Origin of the sequence: Variovorax atrisoli, from assembly GCF_014195185.1 — a bacterium.
Lineage (GTDB): Bacteria > Pseudomonadota > Gammaproteobacteria > Burkholderiales > Burkholderiaceae_C > Variovorax > Variovorax atrisoli.
In genome coordinates, this window is sequence record NZ_JACIBG010000004.1 from 473,880 (window position 1) to 487,847 (window position 13,968).

Below are 13,968 nucleotides of genomic sequence, written 5' to 3' on the forward strand. Positions count from 1 at the left end.
GTCGGGCCGCCGGATCCGGCTACTTGAACTCGTGGCTCACCACGGGCGCCGACTTGCTGTCCTGCACCGTCACGCGCTGCCGGTACACCTCGAGATCGCCGTTGCGCACCTCGATGTTGTAGATGCCCGGTCGCAGCGACAGCGACTTCAGCGGCGGGCTCACGCCGCGGTCCGCGCCGTCGACGAACACCTGGCCCCAGGGCCGGACGTTGAACAGCACGCGGCCCATGCCGGGCGCTGCCGCCGGCGCGGTGGTCGTGGCGCCCGGGGTGCCGGGAGCGGCACCTGCGACGGCGGTTCCGGGCGGCTGCGTGCCAGGAGCGACGGGCACCGAGGGCGGGGAGACGCGGTTGATCTCGGCGATGGCGTTGCGCGCCTCGCGGGCGTGCAGGCCGCGGCGGTAGCGGCGCAGGTAGGCCTCGTAGCCTTCGCGCGTGTTCTCGCTCTGCGCGAGGTTCCAGTCCTCGGCCTCGGCGGTGGCGAGCGCGGATTCGGGCGGGGTGACCGGCGTGGCGGGCGTTGCGGGCGTCGTCGGCGTCGCCCCGGACGTGGAGGCCGGCACGTTTTCGAGCGGCGTCAGCGGCGCGGCGCCTGCGACGGGCGCGCTGGCCGCCGCAGCTGGAGCCTGGGCGGCAGCGCCGCCGGCCACGGCCGGCGGCACGCCGTCGGCGGTGGAAGGCGTGGTGCCGGTGTTGGCCGCGGGCGGCATCGCGGCCGGCGGCGCGGTGTTGCTCGACATCGGCTCGCTCGGCGGCGGCACCGGCACCATCGCGGTCTTCTGCTCCTGCGGCTGCATGCCCGAGGTGAGGCGCAGGCCGATCCAGGCGCCCACGGCGACCAGGGCTATCAGCAGCATGCCGACCATCCCCCATGGCGGGCGCTTGAGCTTCTGCTTCGGTGCTGGCGCGGCAGCCGCGCCCTTCTGCGCGGCCTGGGTCTTGGCGCGGGCGCCGCGATCCTCCTGCGCCGCGCGCGGTGCCGGCGCTGGCGCAGGAGCGCGCACCGGTTCAGGGACGGCCACCGGCACCGGCGTCGCGATCGGCTCCAGCGGCGCGGGCGCCGACACCGGAGAGAACTGCTGTGGCGTCAGTTGCGGAGGCGGCGGCGTGGCCGATACGGGCGCGGCGGGAATGATCACCGCCGGCACGCCCATGCCGCTCACGTAGATGTCGCCCAGCTTCACCAGCCCGAGCTCGGCGGCGAAGGCGGCCACGGTCTGCGTGCGGTCCTTGCTGTGAACGGCCAGCGTGTGGTCGATGGCGGCGCAGAAGGCCGGGCTAAGGTCGTCGCGGCCCATGGACGACAGCGGCACGTAGGCGTCCTGCACGCTGCGCACCACGGCCGAGGGCGGCGGGTGCCCGGTGACCGCGCGGTACAGCACCGCGCCCAGCGCGTAGAGGTCGGTCCAGGCGCCCTGCAGCAGCGTGTTGTCGTCGGCGTACTGCTCAATGGGCGAGTAGCCCGACTTGACCATCACCGCCACCTCGTCGACGAGGTCGGCGATCGACTTGCGCGCCGCGCCGAAGTCGAGCAGCACCGGCATGTCGTCCTGCTGGATGAAGATGTTGTCGGGAGCGATGTCGCGATGGAAGCACTGGCTGCGGTGCAGCGTCTCCAGCGCGCCCAGCAGCGGTCCCAGCATGCCCAGCAGCCAGGGCTCGGTGATCCTGCCGGGCTCCTCCTCGGCCAGACGGCGCAGCGTGCGGCCCTTGTAGAGCTGGATCGCCATGTAGGCGGTGGAATTCGCCTCCCAGAAGCGATGCACGCGCACCAGCGCCGGGTGGCTGAACTGCGCGAGGGTGCGGGCCTCGTTGATGAAGCTGCGCAGGCCCGCCTGGAAGGTGGCGGTGAGGCGCTCCGAGCGCACGTGCACGCTGTTGTCGCCCACGCGGCGCGCGAGCATGGCGGGCATGTATTCCTTGATCGCGACCTCGCGCTGCAGCGAGTGGTCGTAGGCGCGGTAGACGATGCCGAAGCCGCCCTCGCCGATCACCTCGAGCAGTTCGAACTCGTCGAGGCGATGGTTCACGCCCAGCGGATGCGGGCGCTCGTCCTGCGCGTCGGCCGCCGGGCTTCCGATGCCGTGCGTGGTCGTCATGCTTGCGTTCCTCCTGCGGGACGACCCACCCCATGACCCTCATGGCCCCCCTGGATCGATCGGCCGACCTGGCTCTTCTTGTTCATGCCCATGGCACATGTCCCTGCGAAAACAACTTGGAAAACAGCGGCGTGTTGAGCCCTCCGCCATGGGCGGCTGTGCGCAACGGCGACCCGTCGGCCTGGTTGGTCCACCAGTAGCTGGTGCTGCCGAACGGGTCGAAACACAGTGGAAGCTCCGGCCAGCCCAGGCGCTGCTGGGCGCTGGCGCCACCGGCCGTAGGTCCGAGGATCGAAAGGATGTCGTCCGAGCCGCCGCTGGCAGTCTGGAAGCCCGCACGGCCGGCCGCCAGTACCTGGCTGTCGAACTGGTCGGGCGCCACGCCGTGGCGGATGGCCTGCAGCATCGCGGTGCCGCACTGCCAGTACCACTCGGCCGAGCCTTCGAGCACCGAGGGGCGGTAGCTGCGCGCGGCCACCTGCAGGGTGATGCATACGGGGTAGTAGCGGCCCACCCGGTCGCAGCTCGGCGCGATGCAGCCGAACTGGACCGCGTCGACGCCCTGCGTGGCGGGGATCGCGAAATTCCACACCGGTGCCACCGCGTAGTGGCGCGTCATGGCGTCGGGCCAGCGCTTGAAGCTGCCCAGGCCGTTCTGCATCCAGCGGTCCCACCAGGCCTGGAGTTCGCGCGGCATGCGGCGATAGAGGAAGTCGCCGGCGGCGGGCAGCTTGCCGTACCAGCCGATCTGCTCGTCGACGGGCACCCAGGCCTGCGGAGGAATGCTGCTGTTCATCTCAGGACTTCCCCGGGCACGAGAAGCTGTTCATCTGCGGCAGGCGCAGCGGGTTGTAGACGCTGTTGGCCGTGACCGCGAGCACCACCTTCTTGCCCTGCAGGTCGAAGCTGGCATTGAAGGACTCGGGCGAGCTGCCTGCGGAGATCGAGGCCTTGTCGAAGAGCCGGTGCAGCGCCCAGGGGCCTTCGGTCACGATGCCGCCTGCCGGCGTGCCGTTGGCGGTGGTCACCTGCAGGCGCACCTGGTTGCTGTTGCGCGGGCCAGGCCACTTGATGGTGCTGGGCGCCTGCGGGCCGTGTGCGTAGCGCACCGTCTGGCCGTCGACGTCGAGCGTGAACTGCGTGAGCGCCGCGTCCATGTCCTCGGGCCGGATGTCGATGGTGAACGAGGGCGTGCGCCCGCCCGCCATGCCCGAGAAGAACACGTCGCGGATGGCCTGCGCCTTCTGGAACGAATCGAGGTACGCCGAGCGCCCGGTGGCGCTGCCGTCCACGCCGCGCTTGAAGGCCCAGGGGTTGACCGAGGTGTCGACCTGCGTGATGAGGTTCTTCTGGAAGAAGTCGTCCATCATCCCGCCCGGCGCGAACAGCTGCGCGAAGTCGCCCGAGGCCACGTCGCGGTTCGATCCGCGCGTGAACGGGTAGCGCCCCGCGATCGCCTGGTTGCAGAAGGTGCCGATGCTGGCCGCCGCGCTCTGCCCGATGTTCTGCCGCGTCACCGCCGCAGCCTTCGACGAGGCGGTGGCGGAAAGGTCGTTCAGCATGCCCTGGAAGGGCACCGGCAGGCGCCCCGCTTCGGCCTGCACCTTGGTGACGGCGTCGCTGGTCGGCGGGATGTTGCCGCTGCGCAGCGCTGTGTCGGTGGCGGTGAGGAAGTTGTAGAGCTCGTTGATGAGCGCGGCCGTCGCGTCGATCGGCGCCTGTCCGCCCTGCTTGGGCGCGGTGACCATGCGTCGCAGCGGCTCGAAGTGGTTGTCCACCAGCGACTCGGGACGGTCCACGCGCGTGTTGCGGCGCTGGCTGCCGTCGGGCTGGCCGATGAGCTGCTCGATGCGCTCGCGCGTGCTCTGCACGCGGTTCTGCGCCTGGTCGAGCAGGCTGCGCGCGGCCTCGTCATGATTGCGCAGCAGGTCGGTCTCGCGCGCGGCGCCGCGGATGATGCGCGACATCGGCGACTCGGCGGTCGACAGCACGCGCGTCATCTGGATGCTCTGCAGCAGCGAGCGGCTGTCGGCCAGGCGGATGTCGACCAGGTAGTCGTCCCACACCTTGATGTAGTCGGTGAGGTAGAGCCGGCGCACCTCGCGCAGCAGCAGCTCGCGCGAGGTGATGTCGGCGATGCCGGGCGCGCGGATCTGCAGCACCCAGCGGTCTTCCTGCTCGAGCGACAGCGTGGTCTCGGCCATGCGCTTGTCGAAGATGTCCCAGTAGCCGCGGTAGGTGAAGAGCGTGGGAATGCCGTCGGTCAGCGGCTTGCCGCTCGCGCGCCTGATGACCAGCGCCGACTCGGCGCCGCCCGCCTCGGCGATGCTGAACGCATTGGGCGGACTGGTCTGCAGCAGGATGCGGCGCAGCCGCGCGTACGAGCGCTGCGCCAGCGGCACGCCGGCCAGGCGCTCGCGCGTCTGCGTGATGAGCCTGTCGTCCTTGGCGAAGGGCGAGGTCACCACGCGGCCCGAGAACAGCGCCTTCAGGTGCGACTCGAGGTTGGCGCGCTGCTCGCGCGTGAGCGATGCGCCGATCTTGCGGTCGACGTCGGTGAGCAGCCAGGCCTGCAGGAAGTCGGCGTCGTAGCGCTCGGCGTCGTACAGCATGAGGTAGGCCTTGAGCGCCTCGTAGCTGTATTCGGCGTCGTTCTTCGCGGCTTCGCGCAGCGACTGCTCCACGCGCTGCGCGGCCTGCGGCAGCAGCACGGTCTCGAGGGCGCGCTGGTAGACGCCGTCGGTCGCGGCCTGCAGCTTCTCGCCCTGGTAGAGGCCGAAGCGGTAGGAGGTGGGCGGATCGCCGATGTCGAAGTGGCTGGACTTCGGCAGATCGCGCAGCCTGTCGAGGATGAGCAGCGAGCTCGCGATGTCGCCGCTGGTGTCGACCACCGTGGGCAGCTCGCCGCGCGCTGCGGCCTTGTTGAAGGCCTTGGCGTTGGTGTCTACCTCGGCCACGTAGTCCTTGTTGTTGCGCCAGCTGTTCACGCAGGCGCCCAGCAGCAGCACCAGCAGCACACCGATCACGCTGTAGCCGGCGATGTCGATGGCCCGCTTGCGCCGGTACCAGCGCAGGTTGGTGCCGGCCACGCCCGCGTCTCGGAAGATCACCTGCTGCAGCAGGTCCTTCAGGAAATAGCTCTTGCCCGGGCCCGGCGGCGGTGCCGGCGGTGCATTGACCTGCAGGTAGCGCTTGATGGCGCCCATCACGCGGTCGAAGGCCGTACCCTCTTGAGTGCCGCTGGTGAAGTACACGCCGCGCAGCATCGACGCGGCCTCGAACTTCGACGGATTGAACACGTCGGCCAGGAAGGTGCCGAGGATGTCCTCGAAGCTCGCGAACTGCTGCGGCAGCAGGTAGGCCTGAGCGCGGCGCATCGGGTCGGACTCGGCCGCCAGCAGCTCGGGCAGGCGCTCGTCCAGGCGCTGGTGCAGCAGCTTGTATTCCTGGTGGAAGCGCTCGCGCAGGTCGGCACCCACGGGCGCCGCGCCCTTGTTGCCCTTACCGGCCTTCGCCGGGTTGCCCTGGATCGGGAAGGTGAAGCCCCACACCTGCTGCCGCTCGGTGCGGCCCAGCGAGCCGAAGTATTCGTTGAAGCCGGCCAGCAGGTCGGTCTTGGTGACCAGCACGTACACCGGGAAGTCGATGCCCAGGTCGTTGCGCAGCTCCAGCAGCCGCTTGCGCAGCGCCATCGCGTGGCGCGCGCGCTGGGCGTCGTCGGCCAGCGGCAGGTCGGCGATGCTGATGGTGAGGATCGCGCCGTTGATCGGCTGGCGCGGGCGGAACTTCTTCAGGAGTTCGATGAAGCCCTTCCACTCGCTCTCGTCGGTCTCGCGGTTGCTTTCGTGCGTGGTGTAGCGCCCGGCGGTGTCGATCAGCACCGCCTCGTTGGTGAACCACCAGTCGCAGTTGCGCGTGCCGCCGATGCCGCGCACCGCGGCCTTGCCGAGCTGGTCGGCCAGCGGGAAGTCGAGGTCGGAGTTGACCAGCGCGGTGGTCTTGCCCGAGCCCGGCGCGCCGATGAAGATGTACCAGGGCAGCTGGTAGAGATACTGCCGGTCGAACAGCGAGAAGCGGCTGGCGGGCTTGCCGTCGGCATCCGCGCCGAAGCGCATGTTCTTCAGGATGTTCGTGGCGTCGGTGAAGCCGCTCTGCAGCTCCTTGATCTCGGGCGCGTCCTCGGGCTTGGCTTCCTTCTCGCTCTTGGAGGGCGTGCGCAGCTGGTTGAGCAGCTGCGCGTTGAGCCGGCGCTCGCGCCATTTCCGGTAGATGACGCGCACGATCCAGATCGTGAACATCAGCACGATGACCACGATGCGCACGATCTCGTCCTCGAGCGGACGGTAGCGGCCCACCGCGATGGCCGGGCCGATGACCCAGATCAGGAAGGCGAGCGCGACCAGGCCCAGGAAGACCCACAGGTCGCGGCTGATGAGAAAACGGAAGACGGCGCGCAGCATCAGCGGTTGCCTCCGGAGCGCGGTGCGGGCACGGGTGCGGGTGCGGGCGCAACGAGAGGCGCGGGAGCCACCGGCGCCACCAGCAGCGTCACCTCGACGCGGCGGTTGCGCGCGCGGTTGGCGGGGGAATCGTTGGGCACGATCGGGTCTGCATCGCCGCGGCCTTCGGCGCGCAGGCGTTCGGGCCGCGCAAGTCGCGCTGCGATCATCTTCTTCACCGCGTCGGCGCGGGCCTGGGAAAGTTGCCAGTTGGAGGGGAAGCGCACGCTGCGGATCGGCTGGTCGTCGCTGAAGCCGCTGACCAGCACGTTGCCTTCCACGGAATTGAGCGCATCGGCCACGCGCACGAGCACGGGCGCATAGCGGTCGAGCACGCGGTCGGAGCCCGAGGCGAAGAGGCCGTCGCCGCGCAGCACCACGACACTGCGATCCGCCTCGTCGCGCACGGTCAGCAGGCCTTCGCGGATCTCGGGTTCGAGGAAGCGCTGCAGGCGCGGCACCGGCGCCGGCATGACGACCGCGCGCTCGGCCTGCGGCAGGCGTACCGCGTTGACGGCCGCGAAGGCGCCGTCGGAGTGGCCCGCGAGGTTGAAGGTGAGGAACGCGAACACGCCCATCAGCAGCACCGCCGCTACCGCACCCACCGCCCACACGGGCAGCCAGTTGCGCGAACGGCGCACGGGGGCGCTGCCGTCCTGCCAGTGCGGCGACAGCGGAACCGGGATCTCGCCGCGCGTCTGCCGGATGATCTGCAGCAGGCGCTGCTTGAGCGTCTCCAGCTGCGATCGGCCGTTGTCGATGACGCGGAAGCGCCCCTCGAAACCCATCGCCAGGCAGAAATAGATGAGCTCGATCAGGTGCAGGTGCTGCTGCGGGTTCTGCACCAGGCGCGACAGGAGCTGGAAGAACTTCTCGCCGCCCCAGGTCTCGTTGTGGAACATCACCAGCAGGCTCTGCGACGACCAGATGCTGCCGCCCCATGGCGTGAGCGCGGCGGCCTCGTCGACCGCGGTGCACAGGCAGTAGCGCGCGCCGATGATGACTTCAGGCGCGATGCCCGCCTGCTGTGCGCGCGTCTCGAAGCGGCGGACCTCGTCGACGAGATGCTCGCGCAGCTGCGAGGGCGCGGGATGGTGGCCGGTGGCGCGGATCTGCGGGATCAGGTCGAGCAGCGGGTTGGCCGCGGCCACGAGCGGGTTGTTGCCCGCGAGCGCCGTGTCGCCCGCATGCGGGCGCCGCGCGTCATGCCAGGCGGTGAAGGAATCGGGCTGCGCGCCCAGGCCGCCCATGCCGGCACCGCGCGAGGCGGGCGGCATGCCGCCCATGTCGCCATTGGCGTTGCCGCCGCCGGGATTCGGCGGCACGAAGCCTCCCGGACCGACGGCCATGTCGTTGACACCGTTCATAGAGTCCCTCACGGACGGATGGCCCAGAACTCCATGGCCAACCCGGGAAAGTCACCGGCCAGGTGCATTGCCACGCCGCCCGATTTCTCGAGCTGGCGCCACATGTCGCCGCTCTTGTCGAGTTCGAAATAGTGGTAGCCCGCGTTGTACGGAATCTGCCGCGGCGCAACCGGCAGCGGACGCACCACCACGCCCGGCAGCTGCAGCTGCACGAGGTCGCGGATGCGCTCGACGGAGCCGATCTTCACCTGCGTCGGGAAGCGCTGCTGGATCGCATCGGCCGGAAGGTCGGCATGCACCGCGAGCACGAAGCCGGCGTTGCGCACCAACACCGGGTCGGGCATGCGGCCCACGCGCACGCCGTGGCTGCGCTCTTCGAGTTCGATGGCGATGGCGCTCTGCTCGAGCACGGCCGACAGCGAACGCCGGAGCTCTTCGAGCAGCGGTCGGATGCACTCGTTGAGGTTGTCGTGGTCGTAGATCGGCCACAGCACCGGACGGCGCGTGGGCGAGGTGTGCGTGGCCAGGTGGCAGGCCAGCTTGAGCCAGTCGACGAAGAGCTCCTCGGGGTGCACCTGAACGGCCTGCTGCGCATGCCAGGTGAGCGCGAGATAGCGGTTGACCAGTTCGAGCAGCAGGAAGTCGGAGACCTCGCTCACGCCGCCGCGGCCCGGCTGCGAGAGGCGCGAGGCCAGAGCCTCGGAGCGCTGCGTGAGCAGGCCGTGCAGCTCCGCGATCATGCTGCGCAGCATGGGGTGCGCGGAGGCGTCGAGCACCGGCGGTATGTAGTTGGCGTCGACCACCAGCTTGTGGTCGGTGCGCCGCTCGATCACGCGCACGGCGCCGATGGATTGCCACTCGGCGGTCAGCGAGGAAGCGCGCGCGAGGCGCAGGCGAGGCGCGGCGAGCTGCAGCACCGCCGGACCCAGCGCGACGGCATTGCCGTCGTTGACCTCGCGCTCGATCACGCCGAAGCGCGCGGCCGAGCCCTCGTCTTCCGAGAAGATGACCTCCTCGCTGCCCGGCCTGCGCAGGGGCAGCGCGAGAACGATGAGTTCGTCGGTGAGTTCGCTGGGCACTTCGTACGGAGGCGGCGCGTCTTCGGCGCCGAACGAGAACGGCGTGCCGTCGGGCATCACGCCCGCGCCGCCGAGCAGCGATACGCGGCCCAGCGCGAAGGCGTCGCGGTCGATGTCCAGGTGCAGCCAACCCCAGTAAGCGCCTTGCAGGCCAGCGGTGCGCCGCGTCACGTACTGCTCGACATAGCGTTCCAGTTGCTGGAAGTGCTGGGGGCGCAGGTACATGCCCTCGGACCACACAACGCGATTCGCCAATGCCTGCGGATGGGCGCCATTTCTTGCAGCGCCCGGATTGCGAACTGTCACCAAAAAGACCTCCTGGGGAGTGCTCACGCCGGAGCGGGAGATGCGCGGGAGAGCGGCCTCCCGGTCCACTTGTTTTGATCTCGATGCTACACGTCGCTTCTTACGTTTTGCACCGCATTTATCTTATGAATTCTTCGCACTTTGGTACTAGTCATTGAGTACCTTCAGTGCAAAGTTAACGACTTGGTAGCAGCTCGATGCCCGTCTTGCGCACGGCGACCTGCACGGCCTGTTCGCTCGGCGAGAACTGCCACACCTTGTACAGGTTCGTCTGCTTCGGTTCCTTCAGCGGCAGCACGATGCGCCAGCGAGCGGCTTCGAGCTTGCGATAGCCCGCGATGATGCCGATGGCGCGCGAGTCGAGACCAGCCTCGCGCTTGAACACGCGCTCTTCGCCGCTGCGCATGATGGCCTGGTCCGCATTGACGAGTTCGGTGCTCAGCGTCTCTCTGTCACGGTCCTGTAATGCAAAGTAGTCTGCCGTCTCGAAGTTGCCGGAGGATTTCAGCTCGAAGACCTTGACGAGGATCGGAGCGGCCTGCCCCCGACCGTCGGGATTGACGCCTTCGTCGATCCTGATCGTGACCGCGTAGGGCGTGGGCATGGACTTGGCCGTCGATGCGCATCCGCTGATGAGGCCCGCCCACAACGGTGTGGTTGCAAGTGCGCCTTGTAGCAAGCTTCTTCGATGCATTGAAATCTCCCAGGGGTTCGCGGCTTATATTATCGAAGTCATACGCCCTTACGATGGCGCATCGCGTGCATGCCGCAATCAAGCGGCACACCTTCCAAGCATTGCCTGTTCATTGCCTTCTGCAAAGTAGGAGAGAAGATTGAAGTCATGTCTGCCTGCTCTGGCGTTAGCTCTTCTTGCGGTCGCCGGCTGCACGACCACGCCGCCGCCCGAGCCCGCGCCCCAACCCGAACGCCTGAGCCAGCAAGTGGCCCGCACCACGCTCGAGAAGGCGCAGCAGGCCTATGACGAAGGCGACTATGCCAAGGCGCTCAGCACGCTCAAGAGCGGCGGCGTGTCGGTGTTCGAAGGCGCGGAACCGGCCACGCGCCTCGATGCGATGAAGCTCGAGGCATTCAGCTACTGCGTGGCCAACCAGATCCCCGAGTGCCGGCTGCAGTTCCGCAAGATCCTCGATGCGTTCCCGACCTTCGAGCTCAACGTGGCGGAGCGCAAGCACCCGGTGTGGGGCCCCGCCTTCGAGGCCGCCAAGCGAATGAAGCGTTGATGAAGAACATCGCGGCCGCGCAGGCACAGCGGCGCGAGAAGACCAACACGGAGAAGCCATGCGTTGGACAGTGATCGAACACGCAGGCAGGCCGGTGGCCACGGGCCCCTCGGCATTGCTCGCCGCGCCCGGAGGAACGATCGGACGCAGCCCCGACAACAACCTCGTGCTGCCCGACGAGCAGCGGCAGATCTCCCGCCTGCAGGCGACCGTGCGCTACGACGACGACGGCGTCGCCGTGCTGCGCAACATGAGCGCGGTGCTGCCCATCAGCGTGAACGGACGCGCGCTCGCGCATGACCAGGAATCGCGCGTGGCGGACGGCGACAGGGTGACGATCGGCAGCTACGTGCTGGAGGCATCGAGCGCGCAACATGCCGCGCGCCCGATTTCTCCGGTGCCGCCGCCTGCGTCCCCGGTGCAGCCTTATTCCGCACAGCCCGCGCCGGCGCCCTACATGCCGCCGCCGACGATGGCCGCGCCGCCGCTGCAGGCAGCGGCAGGCCCCGTCGACGCGCTGCTGCCTTCTTCCGGCGCCTCCGATGTCTTCTCCGACCTGTTCGGCGAAGGCGCCCTGCCCATCGGCGACATGCAGCCCACGGTGGCCATGCCACCGCCCCCGCGCCAGGCGGCGCCAGTGCCGGTGCCGCCGCCACCAGCTGCTTTCGCACCGCCATCGCCCGACACCGCCTTCGTTGCGCCCTTGCAGCAGCCCTACCAGCAGCCGCCTGCACCGGCGCCGCAGCTCGACCCCTGGGCGGCGCTCGCGCCATCGGCACCGCCGAAGCAGGGCCCCAGTCCGGCACCGGCCACGAGCACAGGTTCGTCGCAGATGCCTTCCGCAGCGGACTGGGACGCCATCCTCGCCAATGCGCCGCGCCGCGTCGACAGCACGCCCGCGCCCATGCCCGACCCGATGGCGCACGAGCCCTTCGAGCTGCCGTCGCAGGCACGCCGCAATCCCGTCGATCCGCTCGCAGAGCTGAATCCCGATTCGGCCAGGGACATGTCGGACGTGGCGCTCAAGCGCGGCGTCGATCCGCTGTCCTTCTTCGCCTCCGACGAGAGCGCGCACTCGCCGCTCTCCGACCCCCGTCCCACCGCGCTGCCTCACACCGATCCGCTGCTGCCGGGCGACACGCACCCGGCGGTCGACCTGCTGCAGAACAACCGGCCGGCGGTGCAGGGCTACAGCCACTCGAACCACACGCGCGAAGTGGCGGCGCAATTCCGTCCGCCGAATCCGGTGGCGATGCCTGCACCGGTGCCGGCACCAGCACCCGTCGTCGAACCGCCGAGGGCGGAGGCACCGCCGCCCGCACCGGTTCCACCACCGCCTCCCCCGCCGCCTGCTCCACCTCCTCCCGCACCGCCGCCTCCGCCAGCCGTGCAGGAGATCAGGCCCGAGCCATCTCCCGTCGTGGAACAGCCTGCGGTCGCATTGCCTGTCGCAGCGCCCGTCGCGGCCACGGCGGCACCGACGCAAGCCGCTGCACAGACACCATCGCCCGCACCGACAGAGACCGCAGCGGTCTCATCGTCATCGGCGGAAGCCCTCTTCAAGGCCTTCCTCGAAGGCGCCGGCGTGCCCGAAGTCGCCGGCCAGCAGCCGATGGACATCGAGGCCATGCAGCGGCTGGGCCGCATCATGCGTGCCTTCACCGACGGCACGATCGAGCTGCTGTCCTCGCGCGCCATGCTCAAGCGCGAGGTGCGCGCCGAAATCACGATGATCGTGGACGAGGAGAACAACCCGTTCAAGATCCTGCCGAACGGCCGCGCCGTGCTGATGCAGATGTTCGGCGCGCGCATGCCCGGCTTCCTGCCGCCCGAGGCTGCAGTGCACGACGCGCTCGGCGACCTGCAGTCGCACCAGCTCGGCATGGTCGCGGGCATGCGCGCCGCGCTGCTCACGCTGCTGAAGCGCTTCGACCCCGCCGCCCTCAGCCGCGAGACCCCGCACGACGGCGGCCTCGGCGAGAAGCTGCTGCCCGGCGGGCGCGAGGCCCGCCTGTGGCGCCAGCTTCAGCAGCTGCACACCGAGACCACGGCGGCCGTCGAGGACGACTTCCAGGCCGTGTTCGGCCGCGCCTTCCAGCAGGCCTACGACAAGGAAATGGAAAGGCTGAAGGAGATGCGCCGTGCTTGAAGCCACACGCTCCTCGTCCTCCGCTTCCTTCGCCGTGCCGATCTCGACATCGCAGTTCTCCTGCGTGGGCGAACGCAGCGGCAACCAGGACGCCATCGGCTACCACCTCGACGAACGCAACGGCTGCTTCGTGGTGAGCGACGGCGTCGGCGGCAACGCAGGCGGCGAACTCGCCTCGCGCATCGCTGTCGACACGGCCCTCAACACCTTTGTTGCCGGGCCTTCGCTGGCCGCAGACAACATCCAGCGCTGCGTGAAGGCGGCGAACGACGCCATCCTCGCCAAGCAGCGCGAGCTCACCGAGCAGAGCCGCATGAGCGCGACCTTCGTGTCGCTTTTCGTCGACCGCATCACTAACCAGGCCTGCTGGGCCCACGTGGGCGACAGCCGCCTCTACTGGTTCCGCCGCGGCGCCCTGATGCAGCGCACCGAGGACCACAGCCTCTCGGAGCGCTCGGGCGATGCCGCCGCGAGCCAGCACCACGGCGGCGAGCGCCTGGTGAAGACCAACCTGCTGTACCGCGCGCTCGGTGCGCGCGCGACGGCCGAGGCGACGATCACCGCGCCGCAGCGGCTGGCCGATGGCGATGCGTTCCTGCTTTGCACCGACGGGCTCTGGCAGCTGATTTCGCAGCAGGTGATGGAACGGTCACTGCAACTGGCCGACAGCGCGGAGGAATGGCTGGCGCTGATCCGCCGCGCAGCGGAAGCCAAGGCCGATGATTCGCAGGACAACTATTCGGCGCTGGCGGTGTGGGTGGGGTTTCCGCAGCAGGTGACGCTGGCGGGGACGGCGGCAGTCGCCAGGGCCGACTGAAGCCTCCGATCTTCGGATCGCTTTCAGGCCATCAGCACCAGGATCTTGGGCTGGCTCGGCACGATCCGCATGCCCATCGCATTGCCACGGTTCTGGCGCGTCATGCTCGTCAGGCGCGTCTGCGCGGAGCCTTTGATCAGCATGGTGAAAGCGCCCAGCGTGTGCCGTGACTCCCCCATCACGCTCTGCACCGCCACACCCAGGCCGATGCCCGCGTTGTCGCCGAAGGTGAGCGGCGTGCGCGTGGCCAGGTTGTGTGCGGGGGTGCACAGGTAGAGGATGTTCCAGGCCTTCGGGATCGCGGTGGGGCCCAGTGCGAAGTTGGGGTACGGGATCGGTATGGCCGGCGACTTGCAGACGTCGGGGAATGCCAGGTCGATTCCCATCAATTGGCAGTTGGCGAACATGCGGT

The 13,968-nt window shown here is 69.2% G+C and carries 10 protein-coding genes; 3 read left to right on the plus strand and 7 right to left on the minus strand.

Annotated elements, in window-relative coordinates; all coding sequences use genetic code 11:
* Window positions 1-19: 19 nt before the first annotated feature.
* The 6 genes from FHY06_RS17385 to tssJ form a co-directional block, all read right to left on the minus strand.
* Entirely contained in the window at window positions 20-2,098 is a 2,079-nt protein-coding gene (locus tag FHY06_RS17385) for a serine/threonine protein kinase (protein ID WP_126184172.1), read from the minus strand.
* 82 nt (window positions 2,099-2,180) lie between these two features.
* Window positions 2,181-2,894 (minus strand): type VI secretion system-associated protein TagF, encoded by a 714-nt coding sequence (gene tagF, locus FHY06_RS17390; protein WP_019657944.1) that lies wholly within the window; start codon window positions 2,892-2,894, stop codon window positions 2,181-2,183.
* Window position 2,895: 1 nt separating this feature from the next.
* Window positions 2,896-6,558, minus strand: a complete 3,663-nt coding sequence (tssM, locus tag FHY06_RS17395) for a type VI secretion system membrane subunit TssM (RefSeq protein WP_132751862.1) — start codon at window positions 6,556-6,558, stop codon at window positions 2,896-2,898.
* A complete protein-coding gene (locus FHY06_RS17400) occupies window positions 6,558-7,964 on the minus strand; it encodes a DotU family type VI secretion system protein (protein ID WP_126184174.1) in 1,407 nt (468 codons plus the stop codon). Before FHY06_RS17400 ends, tssM begins: the two co-directional genes overlap by 1 nt.
* Before the next feature lie 8 nt (window positions 7,965-7,972).
* Window positions 7,973-9,268: a type VI secretion system baseplate subunit TssK gene (gene tssK / locus FHY06_RS17405; RefSeq protein WP_240650024.1), complete on the minus strand. Its 1,296-nt coding sequence runs from the start codon at window positions 9,266-9,268 to the stop codon at window positions 7,973-7,975.
* Between the two features lie 256 nt (window positions 9,269-9,524).
* Window positions 9,525-10,043 carry a type VI secretion system lipoprotein TssJ gene (tssJ, locus tag FHY06_RS17410; RefSeq protein ID WP_019657940.1) on the minus strand — a complete coding sequence of 173 codons (519 nt, stop codon included), beginning with the start codon at window positions 10,041-10,043 and terminating at the stop codon, window positions 9,525-9,527.
* A 139-nt stretch (window positions 10,044-10,182) separates the two neighbouring features.
* On the opposite strand from tssJ, the gene FHY06_RS17415 reads away from it, so the two are divergent.
* Genes FHY06_RS17415 through FHY06_RS17425 form a run of 3 tightly spaced genes read left to right on the plus strand, consistent with a single transcriptional unit; the run spans window position 10,183 to window position 13,556 of the window.
* On the plus strand, window positions 10,183-10,590 hold the full coding sequence (locus FHY06_RS17415; RefSeq protein ID WP_019657939.1) for a TssQ family T6SS-associated lipoprotein: 408 nt from the start codon (window positions 10,183-10,185) through the stop codon (window positions 10,588-10,590).
* Between the two features lie 58 nt (window positions 10,591-10,648).
* The gene (tagH, locus tag FHY06_RS17420; protein ID WP_184605885.1) at window positions 10,649-12,739 is read left to right on the plus strand and encodes a type VI secretion system-associated FHA domain protein TagH; all 2,091 of its coding nucleotides are present in this window, start codon (window positions 10,649-10,651) and stop codon (window positions 12,737-12,739) included.
* Window positions 12,732-13,556, plus strand: a complete 825-nt coding sequence (locus FHY06_RS17425) for a PP2C family protein-serine/threonine phosphatase (protein ID WP_019657937.1) — start codon at window positions 12,732-12,734, stop codon at window positions 13,554-13,556. Before tagH ends, FHY06_RS17425 begins: the two co-directional genes overlap by 8 nt.
* Before the next feature lie 23 nt (window positions 13,557-13,579).
* On the opposite strand, the gene FHY06_RS17430 is transcribed toward FHY06_RS17425, so the two are convergent.
* Window positions 13,580-13,963, minus strand: coding sequence for a DUF4150 domain-containing protein (locus FHY06_RS17430; protein ID WP_019657936.1), 384 nt, complete (start codon window positions 13,961-13,963; stop codon window positions 13,580-13,582).
* Window positions 13,964-13,968: the final 5 nt, after the last annotated feature.